Annotated in this window: 17 protein-coding genes; 11 read left to right on the forward strand and 6 right to left on the reverse strand. The window is 68.6% G+C overall.

What is annotated here, in order from left to right:
* Window positions 1-173: 173 nt before the first annotated feature.
* Window positions 174-1,430: a molybdopterin molybdotransferase MoeA gene (locus IPK27_12785; protein ID MBK8068459.1), complete on the forward strand. Its 1,257-nt coding sequence runs from the start codon at window positions 174-176 to the stop codon at window positions 1,428-1,430.
* A 5-nt stretch (window positions 1,431-1,435) separates the two neighbouring features.
* Window positions 1,436-2,557, forward strand: coding sequence for a molybdopterin-synthase adenylyltransferase MoeB (gene moeB, locus IPK27_12790; protein ID MBK8068460.1), 1,122 nt, complete (start codon window positions 1,436-1,438; stop codon window positions 2,555-2,557).
* Between the two features lie 55 nt (window positions 2,558-2,612).
* On the opposite strand, the gene IPK27_12795 is transcribed toward moeB, so the two are convergent.
* Entirely contained in the window at window positions 2,613-2,885 is a 273-nt protein-coding gene (locus tag IPK27_12795) for a DUF1244 domain-containing protein (protein ID MBK8068461.1), read from the reverse strand.
* 194 nt (window positions 2,886-3,079) lie between these two features.
* Here IPK27_12795 and folD point away from each other — a divergent pair, with 194 nt between their 5' ends.
* The 7 genes from folD to IPK27_12830 are packed head-to-tail and all read left to right on the forward strand — an operon-like array spanning window position 3,080 to window position 8,066.
* Entirely contained in the window at window positions 3,080-3,946 is an 867-nt protein-coding gene (folD, locus tag IPK27_12800) for a bifunctional methylenetetrahydrofolate dehydrogenase/methenyltetrahydrofolate cyclohydrolase FolD (GenBank protein MBK8068462.1), read from the forward strand.
* Between the two features lie 34 nt (window positions 3,947-3,980).
* Window positions 3,981-4,844, forward strand: a complete 864-nt coding sequence (locus IPK27_12805; protein MBK8068463.1) for a hypothetical protein — start codon at window positions 3,981-3,983, stop codon at window positions 4,842-4,844.
* Window positions 4,841-5,833, forward strand: coding sequence for a TRAP transporter substrate-binding protein DctP (gene dctP, locus IPK27_12810; protein ID MBK8068464.1), 993 nt, complete (start codon window positions 4,841-4,843; stop codon window positions 5,831-5,833). Before IPK27_12805 ends, dctP begins: the two co-directional genes overlap by 4 nt.
* Window positions 5,833-6,318, forward strand: coding sequence for a TRAP transporter small permease (locus IPK27_12815; GenBank protein ID MBK8068465.1), 486 nt, complete (start codon window positions 5,833-5,835; stop codon window positions 6,316-6,318). The genes dctP and IPK27_12815 overlap by 1 nt, the downstream gene beginning before the upstream one ends.
* Entirely contained in the window at window positions 6,315-7,598 is a 1,284-nt protein-coding gene (locus IPK27_12820) for a TRAP transporter large permease subunit (protein ID MBK8068466.1), read from the forward strand. The genes IPK27_12815 and IPK27_12820 overlap by 4 nt, the downstream gene beginning before the upstream one ends.
* Window positions 7,599-7,647: 49 nt before the next feature.
* Complete coding sequence (locus IPK27_12825; protein ID MBK8068467.1) at window positions 7,648-7,857, forward strand: type II toxin-antitoxin system HicB family antitoxin; 210 nt, start codon at window positions 7,648-7,650, stop codon at window positions 7,855-7,857.
* Entirely contained in the window at window positions 7,854-8,066 is a 213-nt protein-coding gene (locus IPK27_12830; protein ID MBK8068468.1) for a type II toxin-antitoxin system HicA family toxin, read from the forward strand. Before IPK27_12825 ends, IPK27_12830 begins: the two co-directional genes overlap by 4 nt.
* A gap of 28 nt (window positions 8,067-8,094) precedes the next feature.
* On the opposite strand, the gene IPK27_12835 is transcribed toward IPK27_12830, so the two are convergent.
* The 3 genes from IPK27_12835 to IPK27_12845 all read right to left on the reverse strand — a co-directional run bounded on the left by IPK27_12835 (window position 8,095) and on the right by IPK27_12845 (window position 10,953).
* Window positions 8,095-9,558, reverse strand: coding sequence for an NCS1 family nucleobase:cation symporter-1 (locus IPK27_12835; protein MBK8068469.1), 1,464 nt, complete (start codon window positions 9,556-9,558; stop codon window positions 8,095-8,097).
* 146 nt (window positions 9,559-9,704) lie between these two features.
* Entirely contained in the window at window positions 9,705-10,133 is a 429-nt protein-coding gene (locus tag IPK27_12840) for a hypothetical protein (protein ID MBK8068470.1), read from the reverse strand.
* A 292-nt stretch (window positions 10,134-10,425) separates the two neighbouring features.
* The gene (locus IPK27_12845; GenBank protein MBK8068471.1) at window positions 10,426-10,953 is read right to left on the reverse strand and encodes a hypothetical protein; all 528 of its coding nucleotides are present in this window, start codon (window positions 10,951-10,953) and stop codon (window positions 10,426-10,428) included.
* A gap of 205 nt (window positions 10,954-11,158) precedes the next feature.
* On the opposite strand from IPK27_12845, the gene IPK27_12850 reads away from it, so the two are divergent.
* Window positions 11,159-12,079, forward strand: coding sequence for a M14 family metallocarboxypeptidase (locus tag IPK27_12850; GenBank protein MBK8068472.1), 921 nt, complete (start codon window positions 11,159-11,161; stop codon window positions 12,077-12,079).
* 81 nt (window positions 12,080-12,160) lie between these two features.
* Entirely contained in the window at window positions 12,161-12,628 is a 468-nt protein-coding gene (locus IPK27_12855; protein MBK8068473.1) for an Hpt domain-containing protein, read from the forward strand.
* A gap of 6 nt (window positions 12,629-12,634) precedes the next feature.
* Here the strand turns inward: IPK27_12855 and IPK27_12860 are convergent, their stop codons facing one another.
* Window positions 12,635-14,233 (reverse strand): tetratricopeptide repeat protein, encoded by a 1,599-nt coding sequence (locus IPK27_12860; GenBank protein ID MBK8068474.1) that lies wholly within the window; start codon window positions 14,231-14,233, stop codon window positions 12,635-12,637.
* Window positions 14,234-14,335: 102 nt separating this feature from the next.
* Window positions 14,336-18,502, reverse strand: a complete 4,167-nt coding sequence (locus IPK27_12865; GenBank protein ID MBK8068475.1) for a hypothetical protein — start codon at window positions 18,500-18,502, stop codon at window positions 14,336-14,338.
* Between the last annotated feature and the right edge of the window lie 3 nt (window positions 18,503-18,505).

The raw sequence follows: 18,505 nt of genomic DNA on the forward strand, positions 1-18,505 counted from the left end.
GGTGCCGTGATGGCATTCCGGGGCTCATGCCCGACGCCAGGCAGTTGATTTTCTTTGCGTCCTTTGCGTCCTTTGCGGACGAGAAATGATCTTTCCCTGGCCCCGAAGCCGGCACCCGGGAGTCGCGGCAGCCGGCACCCACCCGCGACCACGGTTTCTGGCATCGTTGGCCCATGGACGTCGAACAACTGCTTGCATCGCGCGGGGTGCCGATGCGCATCGGCATCGCCGATGCGCGGGTCGCGATCGCCGCGGGACTGATGAACGCATCGCCCGCGATCGAGCGCGTGGCGCTCGACAGCGCGCGCGGGCGCAGGCTGGCGGAGGACCTGCGCATCGCGCATGCGCTGCCGCCCTTCGCCAATTCGGCGATGGATGGCTATGCGCTGCGCCACGCAGACCTTGCGTCGGGCCAACCCCTGGCCTGCATTGGCGCCAGCCGCGCCGGCGCGCGCTACGCCGGTCAGGTGGGTGCGGGGCAGTGCGTGCGGATCTCCACCGGCGCGGAAATGCCGCCGGGCGCGGACACCGTGGTGACCCAGGAGAACACCAGCCGCGAGGGCGATCAGGTGTGCGTGCTCCAGCCGCCGGCCGCGGGCGCCCATGTGCGCGCCGCGGGCGAAGAATGTGCGGCCGACAGCCTGCTGCTGACGCGCGGCAGCCCTCTGGATGCGCGCGCGCTGTCGCTGGCCGCCAGCGCCGGGCGCGCGGAGCTCCGGGTGCTGGCGCGCCCGCGCGTGGCCATCCTGACCGGCGGCGATGAACTGGCACTGCCGGGCCAGCCGCTGGCGCCTGGCCAGATTTATGACAGCAATGCCGCGCTGCTGCACGCGCTGGTCGAGGAGGCCGGAGGGCATGCGCTGCCAGCGACCCAGGCCGCGCCAGACGATCCGCAGCGCCTGCTGCACGCCCTTCGGCGCGCCGCCGCAGCGGCAGACCTGATCCTGACCACTGGTGGCGCCTCGGTCGGCGATCACGACCACCTGCCGCAACTGCTCGCCGAGCACGGCAGCGTGCATTTCTGGAAGGTGCGCATGAAGCCCGGCATGCCGGCGCTGTTCGGCGAGATCGGCGGCAAGCCGGTGCTGGCGCTGCCGGGCAATCCGGTCAGCGTCTACATGACCTTCCGCGTGCTCGGCGTCCCGGCATTGCAGGCTCTGCAGGGCCATCCGCCGGTGCTGCCGCTGCGCGCACGCGCACGGTTGGAAGCGCCCTTGCGCAAATCGCATCCGCGCGCCGAGTTCCTGCGCGCGGTGCAGCGGGTGGATGCGGATGGCACCTTGTGCGTACGCGTGTTCACGCAGCAGGAATCGCACCGTCTGGTCAGTCTGGCGCAGGCCAACGCGCTGGTCTTCCTGGGCGAAGGCGCGGTGGACCTGCCGGCGGGTGCGCTGGTCGAGGTCGAGCCGCTGGAGACCATCGGCGCGTGAGCACGATCCGCCGCATCGATGTGCACACCGCGCTCGCGCGCCAGCGCGCCGGCGCGCTGGTGGTGGATGTGCGCGAAATCGGCGAATGGGCCGCGGGGAGCGTCCCCGATGCGCTGCTGCTGCCGAAGAGCCGCTTTCAGTCCTCGCTGTCTGAATTGCCGCCGGAGCGTCGCGGTGACCTGCTGCTGCTGTGCGCCGCCGGCGCGCGCGCGACCGCCTGCGCCGAGATGCTGGCGCGCGCGGGCATCGCCTCGGCGACGGTGATCGACGGCGGCTTCCGTGCCTGGCAGGCGGCCGGCCTGCCGGTGTACCTGCCGCAGGACCCGGATGCCGACTTGCTGCGTCGCTACGCCCGCCAGATCGTGTTGCCCGAAGTCGGCGCGGCTGGCCAGAAGGCGCTCGCCGCGGCGCAGGTGCTGCTGGTGGGTGCCGGTGGGTTGGGTTCGCCGGTGGCGCTGTACCTTGCCGCGGCCGGTGTCGGCACGCTGCGGCTGGTGGACGATGACCGCGTCGACGAGAGCAACCTCCAGCGCCAGGTGCTGCACACCACGGCGCGCGTCGGCCAGCCCAAGGTCAATTCCGCCCGTGAGACCCTGACCGCGTTGAACCCGGCGCTGAAGGTCGATGCCATCGAAGCGCGCGTGCACTCGGAGAATGTCGATGCGCTGGTCGCGGGTTGCGCCCTGATCGTCGACGGCTCGGACAACCTGGCGACGCGCTACTTGCTCAGCGACGCCTCGGTCAAGCATGGCCTGCCGCTGGTGTATGCCGCAGTCGAGCGCTTCAGCGGCCAGGTGGGCGTGTTCCACCCCGCCTCCGCGCGCGGCACCGCGCCGTGCTATCGCTGCCTGTTCCCCGAACCCCCGCCGCCCGAGCAGGCACCCAACTGCGCCGAGGTCGGTGTGCTCGGCGTGCTTCCCGGCCTGCTCGGCCTGCTGCAGGCCAACGAGGCCCTGAAGCTGCTGCTCGGCATCGGCGAACCACTGATTGGCCGCCTGCTGCTGGTCGATGCGCTCGGCGCGCGCTTCCGCGAACTCAAGCTCCCCGCCGACCCCGACTGCGCTGTTTGCGCCCCCGGACGCGCATTCCCGGGTTATGTGGATTACGCGGCGTTCTGCGCGGGGTGAACTGGAAGCGCCGGCATTCTTGCTGGCTGCGCGAGCCTGCCGAAACCGGTGCTGGCTACGCCTTCGGATGCAGCTTCATCGCCAACTCATAGCGCGCCAGCTGCTCCGGGGTGACGGTGGCCTGGTGGCGCGCCTTCCAGTCCTCGTAGGGCATGCCGTAGACCCGCTGCCGCGCGGCGTCCTTGTTCACTGGCGCGCCGACATCGGCGGCTGCCTGCTGGTACCAGTCGGCCAGGCAGTTGCGGCAGAAGCCGGCCAAGATCATCAAATCGATGTTCTGCGCGTCGGTGCGTTGCTGCAGGTGCCTCGATGGCATCGCTGGTGGCATCGCGCGCGCCCTGCGCTTCGGGTTCGTTGCAGGCCATGGTTCGGCAACCTTCGATGACTGATGGGTGCAAGCCTAGCCGATGACCCCCGAACTGGCAGCCTCCGGCTTCTGCGACCCGAGTCCCGAGTTCAGGTACTCCGTGCATAATTCCGCGCTCACTCTTCTGGGCCGCGCTCCGGTGCGGGCAAACATCCATGACGGCCAGGTTGCTGGACGGCAAGCGCATTGCCGATGAGTTGATCGAGAACATCCGGCTTCGCGTGCGGGCACGGGTGCGTGCGGGCGAGGGCGCGCCGGGTCTCGCGGTGGTGCTGGTCGGCGACAATCCGGCCTCGCATGTCTACGTGCGCAACAAGCGGCGAGCCTGCGAGCGCGCCGGCTTCGTCACCCGCGACCACGACCTTCCGGCCAGCACCAGCGAGTCGGAACTGCTGGCGCTGATCGATGAGCTGAACGCGGCCGACGACATCCACGGCATCCTGGTGCAGTTGCCGTTGCCGCCGCAGATCGATGCGCGCACGGTGATCCAGCGGATCTCGCCGCGCAAGGATGTCGACGGTTTCCACCCGGAGAATGTGGGCCGCCTGGCGCAGCGGGAGCCGGGACTGCGCCCGTGCACGCCGAAGGGTGTCATGACGCTGCTCTCGCACACCGACAAGCCGGTACGCGGGCGCGATGCGCTGGTGGTCGGCGTTTCCAACCATGTCGGCCGCCCAATGGTGCTGGAACTGCTGCTGGCAGGTGCCACGGTCACCGCGGCGCATCGGTTCACCCAGGACTTGCGCTTCCATGTCGAACGCGCCGATTTGCTCGTCGTCGCGGTCGGCCGCCCCGGGCTGGTACCGGGTGCCTGGGTCAAGCCCGGTGCGGTGGTCATCGATGTCGGCATCAACCGGCTGGCGGACGGCAAGCTGGTCGGCGACATCGAGTTCGCGCCCGCGGCCGAGCGTGCCGCCTGGATCACGCCGGTGCCGGGTGGCGTGGGTCCGATGACGGTCGCCACCCTGCTGCAGAACACCCTCGAAGCCTGCGAAACCGCCGTGCCCAACGGCCTGGCGTAGACTGCGCGCCGATCGACCGCACGGTTTTTCCCCAATGCCCATTTCCTTTCCGCGCCGCGTCCTGCTGTTGCTGCTTCCGTTGGCGCTCGGCGCCTGCGCCTCGCTGGTCGATCGCGCCTCCGCCAATCTCGGGCGCCAGCTGTCGGCGGGCATCCTCGACCATGACGATCCGGCCACGGTGGCCGCGGGCCTGCCGGCCTACCTGCTGTTGCTGGACGGCCTGAACCACGATGGCGAGCCGAATCCGGCGCGCCTGTGCCTGGCGGCGGACCTCTACGGCGCCTACGCCGGGTCCTTTGTCGACGAGCCTGAGCGCGCCAAGCGCCTGGCGCGGCGCGCCTTCGACTACGCCGCGCGCGCCGCCTGCGCCACCGATGCCGGCTGGTGCGGCATCGAGAGGCGCAAGTTCGAAGAGGTCGAGGCCGCGGTGGCGCAGGCAGACGCTGGCCACTCGGATGCGTTGTTCTGCCTGGGCAGCGCCTGGGCTGGTGACATCCAGGCGCATGCGGACGACTGGAACGCGATCGCTGCCATCCCGAAGGCGCGCCGCGTGATCGAGCGCGCGGTGGAACTGGTGCCTGACGGACGCGACGGTCAGGGTCAGTTGTATCTCGGTGTGATGAACTCGCTGCTGCCGCCGGCGTATGGCGGCAAACCGGAACTGGCGCAGCAGTACTTCGAGCAGGCGCTCGAGCGCTCGGGCGGCCGCAACCAGATGGTGCGCGTATTGTATGCGCGCCATTACGCGCGGCTGGTGTTCGACCAGGCACTGCACGATCGCCTGGTCGCCGAGGCGCTGGCGGCCGATCCGAAGGTGCCCGGGCTGACATTGATGAACACGCTGGCGCAACGTCAGGCGCTGGTGCTGCAAACCACCTCGAAGGACTATTTCGAATGATCAGGATGTACGCGCTGGCATTGTGCGCCGCGCTTGGTTGGGGCGGCATCGCGGATGCGGCGTCGCTCAAGATCGCCACGCTGGCGCCGGAAGGCAGTTCCTGGATGCGCGAGATGCGCGCCGCCGGCGAGGCGGTGAAGACCGCCACCGCGGGCCGGGTGGAGCTCAAGTTCTTCCCTGGCGGCGTGATGGGCAACAGCGACACCGTGCTGCGCAAGATCAAGCTCGGCCAGCTCAATGGCGGCGCCTTCGCCGCAAGCGAACTGACCGCGGTCTACCCGGACGTTGCGGTGTTTGGCTTGCCTTTCATCTTCGAAAACGTGGAGGCTGTGCGCAAGGCGCGCACTGCGCTGGACCCGGTGATCAAGGCCGGGTTCGAGCAGAACGGCATGGTCGCGGCGGGCATCACGGGCGGCGGTTTCATCTACCTGATGAGCACCAAGTCGATCGCCACCCAGGCCGAGATCCGCGCCACCAAGGTGTGGGTGCCGGAGGGCGACACCATCGGCCGCATCGCCTTCGAAGAGGCCGGCATCACCCCGGTGTCGCTGGCGCTGGGTGATGTCTACACCAGTCTGCAGACCGGTCTGGTCGAGACCGTCGGCAACACCACCACGGGCGCAGTGGCCTTCCAGTGGGCGACCAAGCTCAAGTACATGGTCGACCTGCCGGTGTCCTACACCGTGGGTATCCTGACCTTCGACAAGAAGGCGCTCGACAAGCTCTCCGCGGAGGACCGCGCGGCGGTCATCGCCAGCGTCGAGGCGGCCTTCGCGCGGCTGGAGACGCTGAATGCGGCGGATGACCTGGCCACCCGCGAGACCTTGAAGAATGAGGGCATCGCGATTGTCCCGCCGCAGCCGGAAGCGGCGCAGGCCTGGCGCGATGTCGGCAGCCGCACGATGGCGCGGATGCAGGACGAGGGCCAATTGTCGGCGGCCATCCTGGATGCGCTGAAGCAGGCGGGCGTGGCGGGCGGCAGCCGCTGATGAGTTACCTTGGCGTCCTGGCGCGGATCGTCGCGCGAATCGAGGACGCCCTGCTGGCTGCGCTCGGCCTTGGCCTGCTGGCCGCAGCGGCGGCGCAACTGGGTTTCCGCCTTTACGGCAGCGGCCCGGTGTGGCTGGATCCGCTGATGCGGCTGGCCACGCTGTGGCTGGCGCTGATCGGCGCGCTGGTGGCCACCCGCGAGGGTCGCCAGTTGCATATCGACGTGCTCGCCAGCCGGTTGAAGGGCTGGCTCGGGCACACCGCGCGGATCGTCGTCGCACTGTTCACGGCGAGCATCTGCGCCCTGCTGGCGCAAGCCAGCTGGACCCTGATGCAACTGGAACGCGAGGGCGGCAGCGAGATCTTCACCGGCGTGCCGGTGTGGATGGCGCTCGCGGTGCTGCCCATCGTGTTCGGATTGATGACCCTGCATGCGCTGGCGCACGTCGTGCGTGCGCCGCAGCCGCCCGGGCCGGCGTCATGATCGTCCTGATTGCGCTTGGGCTGCTGTTGCTGGCGCTGATGGGGGCGCCGTTCTTTGCGCTGATCGGCGCGGTCGCGCTGCTCGGCTTCCACGACCAGGGCTATGACCTGGCCATCGTCGCGGTCGAGATCAACCGCCTTGGCGAGATGCCGGTGCTGGTGGCGATCCCGCTCTTCACCCTGGCCGGCTACCTGCTCAGCGAAAGCCAGGCACCCAGGCGCCTGGTGCGTCTGACCCAGGCGCTGGTCGGCTGGATGCCGGGCGGGCTGGCGATCGTCGCGCTGGTCGCGAGCGCATTGTTCACGGCGCTGACCGGTGCCTCGGGTGTGACCATCGTGGCACTCGGCGCCGTGCTGTTCCCGGCCCTGCTGCACGGGCGCTACAGCGAGAAATTCGGCCTCGGTCTGGTCACGGCCTCCGGCAGCCTGGGCCTGCTGTTCCGCCCCTCGCTGCCGTTGATCATTTACGGCGTGGTCGCGCAGCAGCTCAACACCAGCCCGCCGGTGTCGGTCGAGGACCTGTTCCTGGCCGGCATCATCCCGGGCGTGCTGATGTTGCTGGTGCTCAGTGTCTACGCGATCACCCAGTCGCCGAAAATCCCACGCGAGGAGCGCCGCTTCGTCCCGGCCGAGGCGCGTGCTGCGCTGTGGGATACGCGCTGGGAACTGCCGCTGCCCTTTCTGGTGCTGGGCGGAATCTATTCCGGGCGGATTGCGCCCTCGGAGGCGGCCACCCTGACGGCGGTCTACGTCTTCGTGGTGACGGTCCTGGTCCGTCGCGAAATCCCGTGGAAGCGCCTGCCGCTGATCGTGCGCGAGGCGATGATGCTGGTCGGCGGCATCCTGCTGATCCTTGGCACCGCCTTCGCGCTGACCAACTACCTGATCGACGCCGAGATCCCGACCAAGCTGTTCGACTGGGTGCAGACCCACGTCAGCCAGAAGTGGATCTTTCTGCTCGCGCTGAATGCCTTCCTGCTGTTCTTCGGCATGCTGCTCGAAGGTTACCCGGCCATCGTGGTGCTGACCCCGCTGGTGCTGCCGATCGCCACCGGCTACGGCATGGACCCGGTGCATTTCGGCATCCTGTTCCTCGCCAACCTGCAGATCGGCCTGTTCCTCGCGCCACTCGGCATGAATCTGTTCATCGCCAGCTACCGCTTCCGCAAGCCCGTCACCGAGGTGATCCGCGCGAGCTGGCCCTTCTTCCTGCTGCTGTTCGCCTGCGCGCTGGCGATCACCTATGTGCCGTGGCTGTCGCTGGCGTTGCTGGGGCGGTGAAGCCTCCAGCCGCAACTTTGAGCTAAGCTGCGGACTCGGAGGTGCCTGGATGAAACTGACATTCGAGGTCGAGCAGGAACTGGACGGCCGCTGGATCGCCGAAGTGCCTGAACTGCCCGGCGTTCTCGCTTATGGGGTGTCTGGTGCCGAGGCGATGGCCCGGGCGGAAGCACTCGCGCTGCGCGTACTTGCCGAACGCATTGAACATGGCGAGGTCGTCCCCATGGCGTTGCAGATCGAGCTTCCCACGGCGGCATGAGCACCTGGCCATCAGTGAGAGCGCGCGTGCTGCTTCACGCGCTCCTGCGAAAGGGCTGGGTGGTCAAACGGCAATCGGGGTCGCACCGGACACTCGCACATCCCGATTGGCCCGACTACACATTTCCGTTCCACGATGGCGACGAAATCGGGCCACGCATGCTCGCCCGCGTGGCCAAACACACGGGTCTGGAGCCTTCGGATCTGTAGACGGACCCGGGCGTTCGCGCGAAGCGCCTCACCGCCCCCGCCGCGTGAACAGCAGGTACACCGCCGCGGCGACGATCAGGCCGACGAACCAGGCGTAGGTATAGATCGACACGAAGACCGCGGGAACGTCGGCGACGAAGCCGGCAGCCTTGAGGAAGCCCGGCAGGTTGGGCAGCACGCCAATCACCAGCGCGAGGATCGCCACCGGGTTCCAGCCGCTGCGATAGGCATACGCGCCCTTGTGGCGGAACAGCGAGGCAATGTCGAGTTCGGTGCGGCGGATGATGAAATAGTCGGCCAGCATGATCCCGGCGATCGGACCCAGCAGCGCCGAATACCCGATCAGCCAGGTGAAGATGTAGGCGCCGGTCGACTCCAGCAGCTTCCACGGGAAGATCGCGATGCCGATGCCGGCGGTGATGTAGCCGCCGAGCTTGAACGAGATCTTCCCGGGCGCGAGGTTGGAGAAGCCGTAGGCCGGCGCCACCACATTGGCTGCCAGGTTGGTGGTCAGTGTCGCCAGCAGCAGGGCTGTCAGGGCGACCACCACCGCGGCGCCGCCCATGCGTCCGGTCAGCGCCACCGGATCCCAGATCGCCTCGCCGTAGATGATCACGGTGGCTGAGGTCACCGCGACGCCGACGAAGGCCAGCAGCGCCATCGGCAGTGGCAGTCCGATTACCTGGCCGACGATCTGGTCGCGCTGGCTCTTCGCGAAGCGCGTGAAATCGGGGATGTTCAGCGCCAGGGTGGCCCAGAAGCCCACCATCGCCGTCAGCGAAGGCCAGAAGGTGCCCCAGAACTGGCCCGCCTTGGGCTGGCCATCGGCGAACTGCGACGGGGTCGAGAGCATCGGGCCGAAGCCGCCGGCCTTGACGTAGGCCCAGCCGAGCAGCGCCAGGCACATTGCGATCAGCAACGGCGCGGCCCACAGCTCCAGCCAGCGGATCGACTCGGTGCCGTACTTGATGAACACCACATGCAGGGCCCAGAAGGCGAGGAAACACACCGTCTGCCCGGCATCGATGCCGAGCAGCGGCAGCTTGCTGCCGACGATGGCATCGCCCGTGACCACGTTGACGATGGTGTAGATCGCCGCACCGCCCACCCAGGTCTGGATGCCGAACCAGCCGCAAGCGACCAGCCCGCGCAGCACTGCCGGCAACTTGGCCCCGCGCACGCCGAAGGAGGCGCGCAGCAGTACCGGGAAGGGGATGCCGTGCTTGGCGCCGGCATGGCCGATCAGCAACATCGGGATCAGCACGATCACGTTCGCGATCAGGATCGTCCCGACCGCCTCGCGCCAGGACATGCCCTCGCTGACCATGCCGGCCGCCAGCATGTAGGCCGGCACGCACACCACCATGCCCACCCACAGCGCGGCGATCGCCTTCCAGTCCCAGGTGCGCGCCGCCGGGGCGCTGGGCAACAGGTCCGCGTTCATCAGGTCGAAGTCGCCAAGGACCTTGGTGGGGGCTGGGGCTCCGCTCATCAGACTGGCTCCGCGCGCTGTCGTTTCGATCCTGCGGAAAGTACGCAAAGGACCGTGCCGACGCAAAGGGTCCTGCGCCGTTCAACGCGGAGACGCGGAGAACGTAGTGAAGCAGCGGGACGGCTGCACATGGTCCCTGGATCAGGTCAGCCGAGGAAAGCGATCGCCGCCAGGACCAGACCACCGATGATGGCGGCGGCGACGCCGACCGCGATGGCCGGGCCGCGGTCTCCCATCGACAGTACAGGTGCCTGGCCGGGCACCTGCGCCCCGGTCTGCAGCATCGCCTGGTACATCGCCTCGTATGACCGGAAGACGCGCGAAGCGCCGACGTAGCCGATCGACGCGAATGCAGGAATGCTCAGCACCAGCAACTTCGCCCACTGGCCCATCGATTGCAGCAGCCATGCGGTGTCGCGCGGGCCGCTGCCGCCGAAGTTCGAGCCCAGGACCAGCGCGAAGACCAGGCCGCCCGCAGCGCCGATTGCCGCGCCGCGCAGCGCAACCGTGCCTTGACCCCTGCGCCGGCGCTGCGACCATTGCCACAGGAACATGTCGCGCTGTCGCTGGTTCACCGGCCATTCTCCGTCGTCTGGTCCGCACAGTAACGGGTTCGTGCCAAGGTTCCGGACATCGCGCTGAATGGGTCCAGTTCAACGCGGAGACGCAGAGGGCGCAGAGGAGCGCAGAGAACAGCAGAGAACAACTGATTGATTTCTCCGCGCTGCTCGGTGCCTTCCGCGTCTCCGCGTTGAACGGTTCCGGCAGACGCGAAGATGCGGAGAACGCAGAGCACAGCGAGAGAGCTCTTGCTTCTCTCCGCGTCCTCCGCGTCTCCGCGTTGAAAGGGGTCTTTCCAGCGCCGGATCAGGGCAGCTTGAGCGAGTTCAGCACGTCGATGGCGGCCTTGGTGCCGGCGGCGTCGCTGGCGTCGACGTTGTACCAGAGCTCGCCGATCGCGCCATCGGCCAGCTTGAACCAGCCGGCGCCGAAGTCGCGCACCACGTCGTCCTCGTCCTTGCCCTTGGCCGGCAGCAGGATCGCGTCCATGCCATTGATCTTGGTCTCGCGCGATTCGCCCATCTCGATTTCGCTGAAGTTCTCTTCGAGGTAGGCGATGTGATCCTTGACCGCCTGGTCGATGTTGGCGCCCGGCACGACGCGGAAGGACAGCTCCAGGCCATTCGGGCCTTCCACTTCGAAGTAATCCTCGGCGCCTTCCTCGCCCTGCGGTATGAGGGTCCAGGCCGACGGTACCGTGACCGTGAACTGTGCATCGGCCTGGGTCGGGTAGTACACCTGGGTCAGGCCGGCCGCGTGCAGCGGCGACATGGCCAGCGCGGCGATCAGCAACAGCAGCATCAGGATGGACGAGCGGCGGATCATGGCTTTCATCGGAACCTCGCTATGGGCAGGGGCGCACGGCAATCGGGCGCCTATGCGCCCTCCTGCTGCCCCCCCCTCCTCGCCGCAAAATTCATCGGAAATTTCTTCAACATAATTACGGAACACCACACTAGCGCAAGCGGGCGGCTGCGACTGTCACGTTGTGCGAGTCGATGGGTTAGTTTTGCCTCCCCTGCATTTCGGTACGCACTCGATGACCCCTCCAGCCGCTTATCCCATCGGAACTCCCGGCCAGCCCTGGCGCGACGCCGAGAAGGCCACGTGGCTGGCGCGCCAGCGTCGGTTGCGCTCCTATTTCGACGATGTCGTGCGCGTGGTCGAGCGCCTGCGCACAGTCGCCGAGGTGAGCGAGTACGGACGCATCGAATACGGCGAAGACGCCTACCCGCTGTACGCCATCCGCAGCCGTCACTTGCGCGATGAGCTGAAGTGTGCCCTGGTGACCGGCGGCGTGCATGGCTACGAGACCAGCGGCGTGCATGGCGCACTCGAGTTCGCGGCGCGGCATCTGAATGACTCGGCGGGTCGTATCAACGTCCTGGTGGCGCCCTGCGTCAGCCCCTGGGCCTACGAGCGCATCCACCGCTGGAACGCGCAGGCGGTCGATCCGAACCGCTCTTTCCGCGAGCCGAGTCCGGCGGCCGAGTCCGCTGCGCTGTTGCAGTTGATCGCGCCCTTGCGTGGACGCTTCCTGCTGCACATCGATCTGCACGAAACCACAGACACCGACGAAACCGAATTCCGCCCTGCGCTCGCCGCGCGCGACGGCAAGACCTTCGAGCCGGACCAGATTCCGGATGGCTTCTACCTGGTCGACGACAGCGCCAATCCGCAGCCAGCCTTCCAGAGCGCGATCATCGCCGCGGTGGCGCAGGTCACGCATATCGCGCCGGCGGATGCGCAGGGGCACATCATCGGCTCACCGGTGGTCGCACCTGGGGTCATCGAATACGCGTTCAAGGTGCTCGGCCTGTGCGCGGGCATCAGCGACGCGCGCTACACCACCACCACGGAGGTCTACCCCGACAGCCCGCGCGCCACGCCGGCACAATGCATCGCGGCGCAGGTTGCGGCGGTGCGTGCAGCCATCGACTTCGCGCTCGCGCATTCGTGACACCTCGTTGCCGCGCCTGCCCATGCTCTGGCCGGATACGGGCGAAAGCGCATAGCATCGGGACACCGTGGTGCAAAGGCAGTGGCCCGACACGTGATCGCCTGGCTGACAGACTTGCTGCGCAGGATCGGATCGCGGGTCGGCTTCGGCCGCGCGCAGACCGATTCGGATGAGTTCGATCCAGAACTGCGCGAAGTGTTCTTCGCCGAACTGGCCGATGTCCAACAGACCCTGGACAGCGCCTTCGCCCTCTGGCGCGTCAATGTCGCCGACGAGGCCGCGCTGAAGAACCTGCGCCGCGGTTTCCACACGATCAAGGGATCGGCACAGCTGGTCGGCGCCACTGCGCTTGGCGACTTCTGCCGTCACATGGAGCAGCTGGCGATCCGCCTGATGGAACAGAAGATCAAGGTCACACCGGCCATGATCGGTACTGTGGAGCAAGCGATCTCGGTGCTGCCGATGTTCGCCCGAACCATCCGCGAAGGTCGTCCGGCGCCGGTGCAGGCGCAAGCGATTTCCAATCGGGCACAGCGGCTGCTGGGCTGATCGTTGTCAGGGCGCGATGGCGCCGAGCGCTTGCAACCTGCGCATGGCCACATCCACATCTCGTGGATGGCTGTCCAGTCTCGTCAGCACTTCGCGGTAACGCACGATCGCGCCTTCGCGGTCTCCGAGAGCTTCGGCCACCACGCCCAACGCCCGCCGCGCGGCGCTGTGCCCAGGGTCCACCGCAAGACAGTTCTCGAACCACTCGCGGGCTTCCGCGCTGCGCCCGAGGTCATGCAGACAGTGGCCCACGTCCTTGAGGTAGGCAGCGCGTACCGGATTCAGCCGCGCCGCCTGGATGAACAAGGGCAGCGCCTGCGCATAACGCTGGTTGCGCGCATGCTCGACGGCAGCGGCATAGGCCTGCGCAGCGGCAGCGTCGCCGGGAGCCGGGGCGGGCGCTGCCGCTGTTGGCGGAGGGGACGGTTCTGGCGGCGCCAGCGCCGCCAGCTGCTGGCGCGCCGCGGCCTCGATTTCGGCGCTCGACCGCGGCATCCGGACGGCAAGGATCCGGGTCAGTTGCTCGCGCGCGGCGGCGATCTGGCCCTGTTTCTGCAGGGCCTGTGCCAGGCCCAGGCACAACTCGGCATCGTCACCGGCGGCAGCCAGCCTGGCCAGTTCCGCCTGGGCGCGGCTCCACCGCTGTCCTTTCAGCAGCGCAAAAGCGCGACGCCGCAGCAGGCGTGCATCGTCGGGATGCTTGATCAGCGCCATGTCCAGGGTTCCGAGCGCCTCGTCGATTCGGCCCGCCTGGACCAGCAGGAGCGCGCGCAGGTCCGCCCATTCCGGGTCGTGCGGCGCCTGGCGGCGTTGTTCGTCCACTTCCTGCAGCGCGTCGTCGACGGCGCCTGCCTGGGCCAGTGCGACAACCAGTTCCCGCCGGGCGCCGCGGTGTCCGGGGTCGGCAGCAAGCACCTGGCGCAAGCATTGCGCCGCGTTGCCGAAGTGGCCGCGGCCAGCATGTTCCGCGGCTTGCTGCAGCAACGCCGGTACGTCCGCGGCGCGTGCTGCGGGGCGCGCGGTCATGGGCGCGGCTGTCTGGGCCAGGACGCCGGGCGCCGCCGGTGGCGCCGCGGGTATGCGCCAGGGAGCCAGCGCGCGGCCCGTCAGGGCGGTGTACAGCGAGGCCATGCCGACCTGCGGACCATCGCGCAGACGCGCGCCGACCTGCGCGAACGGGTTGATCCGACGGCCCTGCGCATCGACCACACGCGCCGCGATGACTACTTCGGGATGCGCCGGGTTCATTTCCCAGCGGGCGGGTAGGGCACGACACAGGACCTCGCCGAGGTAAGCGCCGAAATTGACCAGCACCGGGAGCTTCGCTGGCGGGGGCTGCCAATCCTGCTGGCCCGGGGCCGCGCCGACCTCGCCCCACAGTTCATTGATCAGGGCATCCATCTTCGGCAGGCTCGCAGGCGAGAAATCCAGCGCCTCCGGGAAAGCGCCGAGCAATGGCCCGCGGCGTTCGTGCTCGGCAAATGCCCGCGCATGTCGCGCAGCGGCACTGTCGTCGGCAGATGTGATGGGCTTGCCGCAACGCATGCAGTAGGTCGCTTGCGGCCGATTGGCGGCGCCGCACACAGGGCACTGGACCACCATCATGGCCTGGCTCCGGGATGGACCATGGCGCGATGCTGCGCCTGGCGAGGCCAGGCGACAAGCTGCCTCGCGCCCCCAGGATCCCGTGCAGGCTGTGCGCGCGGATCAATCGGCAGGCACTACGAACACCTCTCGCCCCTGGGTCTCGATCAGCCGCAGGCGCAGGTCGCGCGCACCAGCCAGGCCGTAGCTCGGTTGCGACAGCAGGCGCACCGAGGCACTGTGCGGAGTGGCCAGGCAGAAGGCCGCAAAGCCCGAGACGCCGCCGAAGGGATGCGGCGCGTGGTAGCCGCCAACCACCGCGCCGCCGTCGAATCCGCCGCCGGGGCGGTCGAGGTAGTGGGTGGACAGCCCGAAAAAGAACTGGCCCTCCGCCGCGCCACCGACGGTGCCTGAAAGCGCTCCGACGGTGACTTCGTAGAATCCGGGCGCAACGTCCGCCGAGCCGACGAAGGGCGTGTCCAGGGAAATCGTCGGCGTGGCCTCGAACACGGTGTCGCTGCTGGTGGCTGTGCGCCGCGCAATGCGCACGCGCACCGGAAGGCTGCCACTGCTGCTGCTCGCCGGGCTGCCGGCCAGGCGCACCTCCACGCGCTGCGGCTCATTGCGCTCGTTACGGATGTTGAAGCCGGCGAAGCCCACCTGGCCGCTGTCGATCAGCCCGCCGAAGTTGAGGCCGCCGGCCAGCGTGCGTGTGCCGGGTTCGTCGAGCAGGACTTCCATGCCAAAGGTGCCCGAGGTCAGTCCTGCGCCCGGGCCGTCGCCGGCCTGGGTGACGAAAAAGCCGTGCGGGCAGCTGCTGTTCGCGGGGATTGGGGCTGGCAGCGCGAGTTGGGAAACGGACGGTTCGTCCAGCGGCCCGGTGTAGTAGCCCGGACCGCGCTCGCGCAGGTCTACCGCGTAGACGTCGCCCAATGACCGTTGCCCGGCCGAGATGAAGGCCACGGTCAAGCCGTCGCCGGACAGCACCGGGCTCGTGCCGTTGCCATTGGAGCGCAGGCGTTGCAGCTCGCCATTCGCCATCCACTTGACGAACACATCGACGTAGCCGCCGCGGTCGATCGGCACGAGGTTGTTCGCGCCGGACTCGAAGGCGACAAACTGGCCGTCGTCGGAGATCGACGGCCGGTAGCTGCCGCCATTCGCCTGGCGGCCGTGGATCGAGGTCGACACGCGTTCGAGGCGCACCAGCCGGCCATCGGCGACCTCGAAGCGAAACACGTCGCTGGCGTCGTTGGTGTCGTCTTCCACCAGGTTGCTCGCGACCGAGGCGAACACGCCGAAGCGCCCGTCGGGGGTGATCCGCACGTCGTAGGTGTCGCCATTGCCAAGTTCGCCGGTGACCAGGTTGCGGCTCAGGTACAGGCGCGCGGGGCGCTCGCCGCCGCGCAGCAGGACCGCCTGGCGAAAGAACCCCGGGTTGCCGTTGGCGCCGGCATCGGCCAGGTTCGTCGCGCTCGTGAAAAACGCCACCGCGAGTCCGTCGTCGCTGGCCCATGGCCCGTAGCTGCCACCGTTGGCCGGCTCGCCGCCGGGTCCGGTACTGAGCAGCGTGACGGTGCCGTTGGCGAGGTCCTTGGCGTAGATGTCGGACACTGGACCGTTGCCGTCCGCCTGCAGCAGCAGGTTGCTGGCTTGCGACGCGAACACCACGCGTGCCCCGAGGCCCGGCACCTGCGGCGCGCCAGACGTCCCGTTGCCGAGCGCGCCGGCCGCGCTGCTGCTGACGACGCGTGCGGCGCCGTTGGCGACGGCGTACACCTGGCCCGCTGAGCCGGTGAAGGCGACGACCGCGCCGTCGCTGGAGACCGCAGGCTCGCTGTAGGCCTCCGTGGTCGCGCCGGAGAGGCTGGCCGCGGCATCGCTGACCCGGGACATCGCGCCGGACAGCGGATCGCGCACGAACACGTCGTTCAGCGTGTCGTTGTCGCCCTCCACCAGGTTGGACGCGTACGATGAGAACACGATCCGCGCGCGCGTGCGCGACACCGCGATCTCGGTGCTGATGGCATTGGCGCCGCCAGCAGCGCGGCTCTGAAGGGAGGCCAGCGGCGATTCGCGCAAGGCTTGGACGCCCGCGATCAGCGTGGGGCCATCCGCCACCATCACGGTGTTCGGACCGGGAATCGCACGCCAGGCCGTGCCATCCCAGAATGCCAAGCCGTTGACGGGCTGACCGTCCGCTGCGAGGAAGCCGCCGTTGACGTACAGGCCATCGTCGAGCAGGACCATCGACCCCACCCCCCCGTTGGGGTGTCGCCTCGAGCCATCCGCCAGGTAGGACCAGGCACTCCCATCCCAACGGGCGATGTATGCGGCCGACGACGTGCCGAACAGCAGGTTGTAGCGGCCGCCGGCGTACAGGTGTCCGCCATCGCTGACGAGCGCGTTGATGGTGATGTCGCCCGGCTGCGCGCTGACCAGGCCCGCGCCCAGCGCCGTCCAGGTGTCGTCACGCCAGCGCGCGACGCCGACCGCGGGGCCGCCGCCGGCCTGCGTGAAAGCCCCGGCCACATGGATATCGCCCTGGTGCACCACGATCGCGGACACCCCGACATTGACCCCATCGCCGGCGGCGCCGCCCAGCGGCGCCCAGCGGTTGCCGTTCCAGCGCGCCACATTGGATGCGGCCACGCCACCGGCACTGGTGAAGTAGCCGCCCACGTACAGCTCGCCGGCGTGCTCGATCATCGCGTAGACCCAGCCGTTGGGGCCGTCCCCCAGCGCGGACCATTCGCGGCCATCCCAGCACGCGACATTGCGAGCCGGCCGCCCGCCGGCGGTCTCGAAGCGACCGCCGGCGCAAAGCTGGCCCGCGTAATTTGCCAGTTCGTAGACGCTGGCCAACTCATCGCCCACGCCGGGGCCGAATTGGTTGGGGTCCCAGAACGCGCCATTCCAGACCGAGATGTTGTTCGCCGGCAAACCTCCGCTGGCGCTGAATGCGCCGGCGACGATCAGCCTGTCCCCATCCAGGAGCAGCGCGTTGACGGACCCGTCGATGCCGGGTGGGACGTCGGTCCCGAGTGGCGACCAGCCGACACCATTGAAGACGGCTGCGCGCGGCGCCGCGACGTCGCCGGCGTAGCTGAACGAGCCGCCCACGTAGACCAGGTTGCCAGCGACCGCCAGTGAATTGGCCTGGCGATCAAGGCCATCAGCGAGCGCTGACCAGATGCCGTTGCGATATCGGGCGATGTTGGGCGCCGCCGTGGCGCCCGCGGAGTAGAAACTGCCGACCAGGTACAGGTCGTCGCCGACCACGGCCAGCGCCATGGCCCTCGGCGTGTCGCCGACTGAGGTCAGGGAGGCAAGCGTGGACCAGATATTTCCGTCCCAGCGGGCGACACTGCTCCCGCCGCGGATCAGATCGCTGCCGAGGAAAGCCAGCGAGTAGACATATTCGTCGGTGCCCTCGCCGAGGGAGTGCCAGGCGCTGCCGTCCCAGCGGGCAACGCCCCTGGCCGGCCGCCCCCCGATCTCGGTGAAGCTGCCGCCTGCGTACACCTCGCCAGCGCGCGCGGCCAGCGCATTCACCGAACCGTTGGCGCGAGTGCCCAGCGCCCGCCAGGCCTGGCCATCCCATTGCATGACCGGGGCCAAATCGCCGCCCACATACAGCGAGTTGCCCGACACGGCCAGCGCGCGCACGCGGAAATCGACGCCGGCGCCCAAGGCATGCCAGGCACTGCCGTCCCAGCGCGCGATGTTCTTCACCGGCACTCCGCCAGCGTAGGTGAACAGGCCCCCCACGTAGAGATCCGTGCCCGCCACAGCCAGGGCTTTGACCTCGGAGACATTGAATCCCACCGATGAGGACAGTCCGATCCCGTCTCCCATCCTGGCGAAGCGACGCGTGCGCGGGTCGTAGGCGACCATCGTTGCCGACCGCACGTCATCGCACTGGGTGAAGTTGCCGCCGAGGTAAACGATGCCTGACGGCATCACAGCGATTGCATCCGGATCCGCGTTACAGCCCCGCGAGAGGCCAAAGACCTTGTCGGTGGCGGACGGCGCATCCCGGGGGACGAACATGGGGGTGCCGTCCGCAGCGGTCTGCATTCGCAGGCCGCCCGGATCCAGGGTGCCGGAATAGCCGGCCGGCAACTGCAGCCTGCCCTGCGCATCCAGGTAACTGGCCAGCGCGGGCGGGGCGCCTGGATGGGTGCTCCCGGCGGCCAGGGCCGGCGTCAGGGCGGGGCCAGCCAGCAGAAATGCGCTCAGCAGGGCATTGGCCGCGACTGCGCGCAGGCTGCGTCGGATCGACCTCATCGG

The organism is Rhodanobacteraceae bacterium, assembly GCA_016713135.1.
GTDB lineage: Bacteria > Pseudomonadota > Gammaproteobacteria > Xanthomonadales > SZUA-5 > JADKFD01.

Coding starts and splice junctions, on each gene's coding strand:
- IPK27_12785 (MBK8068459.1), top strand. CDS start 174: ATGGACGTCGAACAACTGCTTGCATCGCGCGGGGTGCCGATGCGCATC.
- IPK27_12795 (MBK8068461.1), bottom strand. CDS start 2,885: ATGCCACCAGCGATGCCATCGAGGCACCTGCAGCAACGCACCGACGCG.
- folD (MBK8068462.1), top strand. CDS start 3,080: ATGACGGCCAGGTTGCTGGACGGCAAGCGCATTGCCGATGAGTTGATC.
- IPK27_12805 (MBK8068463.1), top strand. CDS start 3,981: ATGCCCATTTCCTTTCCGCGCCGCGTCCTGCTGTTGCTGCTTCCGTTG.
- dctP (MBK8068464.1), top strand. CDS start 4,841: ATGATCAGGATGTACGCGCTGGCATTGTGCGCCGCGCTTGGTTGGGGC.
- IPK27_12815 (MBK8068465.1), top strand. CDS start 5,833: ATGAGTTACCTTGGCGTCCTGGCGCGGATCGTCGCGCGAATCGAGGAC.
- IPK27_12820 (MBK8068466.1), top strand. CDS start 6,315: ATGATCGTCCTGATTGCGCTTGGGCTGCTGTTGCTGGCGCTGATGGGG.
- IPK27_12825 (MBK8068467.1), top strand. CDS start 7,648: ATGAAACTGACATTCGAGGTCGAGCAGGAACTGGACGGCCGCTGGATC.
- IPK27_12830 (MBK8068468.1), top strand. CDS start 7,854: ATGAGCACCTGGCCATCAGTGAGAGCGCGCGTGCTGCTTCACGCGCTC.
- IPK27_12835 (MBK8068469.1), bottom strand. CDS start 9,558: ATGAGCGGAGCCCCAGCCCCCACCAAGGTCCTTGGCGACTTCGACCTG.
- IPK27_12845 (MBK8068471.1), bottom strand. CDS start 10,953: ATGAAAGCCATGATCCGCCGCTCGTCCATCCTGATGCTGCTGTTGCTG.
- IPK27_12850 (MBK8068472.1), top strand. CDS start 11,159: ATGACCCCTCCAGCCGCTTATCCCATCGGAACTCCCGGCCAGCCCTGG.
- IPK27_12860 (MBK8068474.1), bottom strand. CDS start 14,233: ATGATGGTGGTCCAGTGCCCTGTGTGCGGCGCCGCCAATCGGCCGCAA.
- IPK27_12865 (MBK8068475.1), bottom strand. CDS start 18,502: ATGAGGTCGATCCGACGCAGCCTGCGCGCAGTCGCGGCCAATGCCCTG.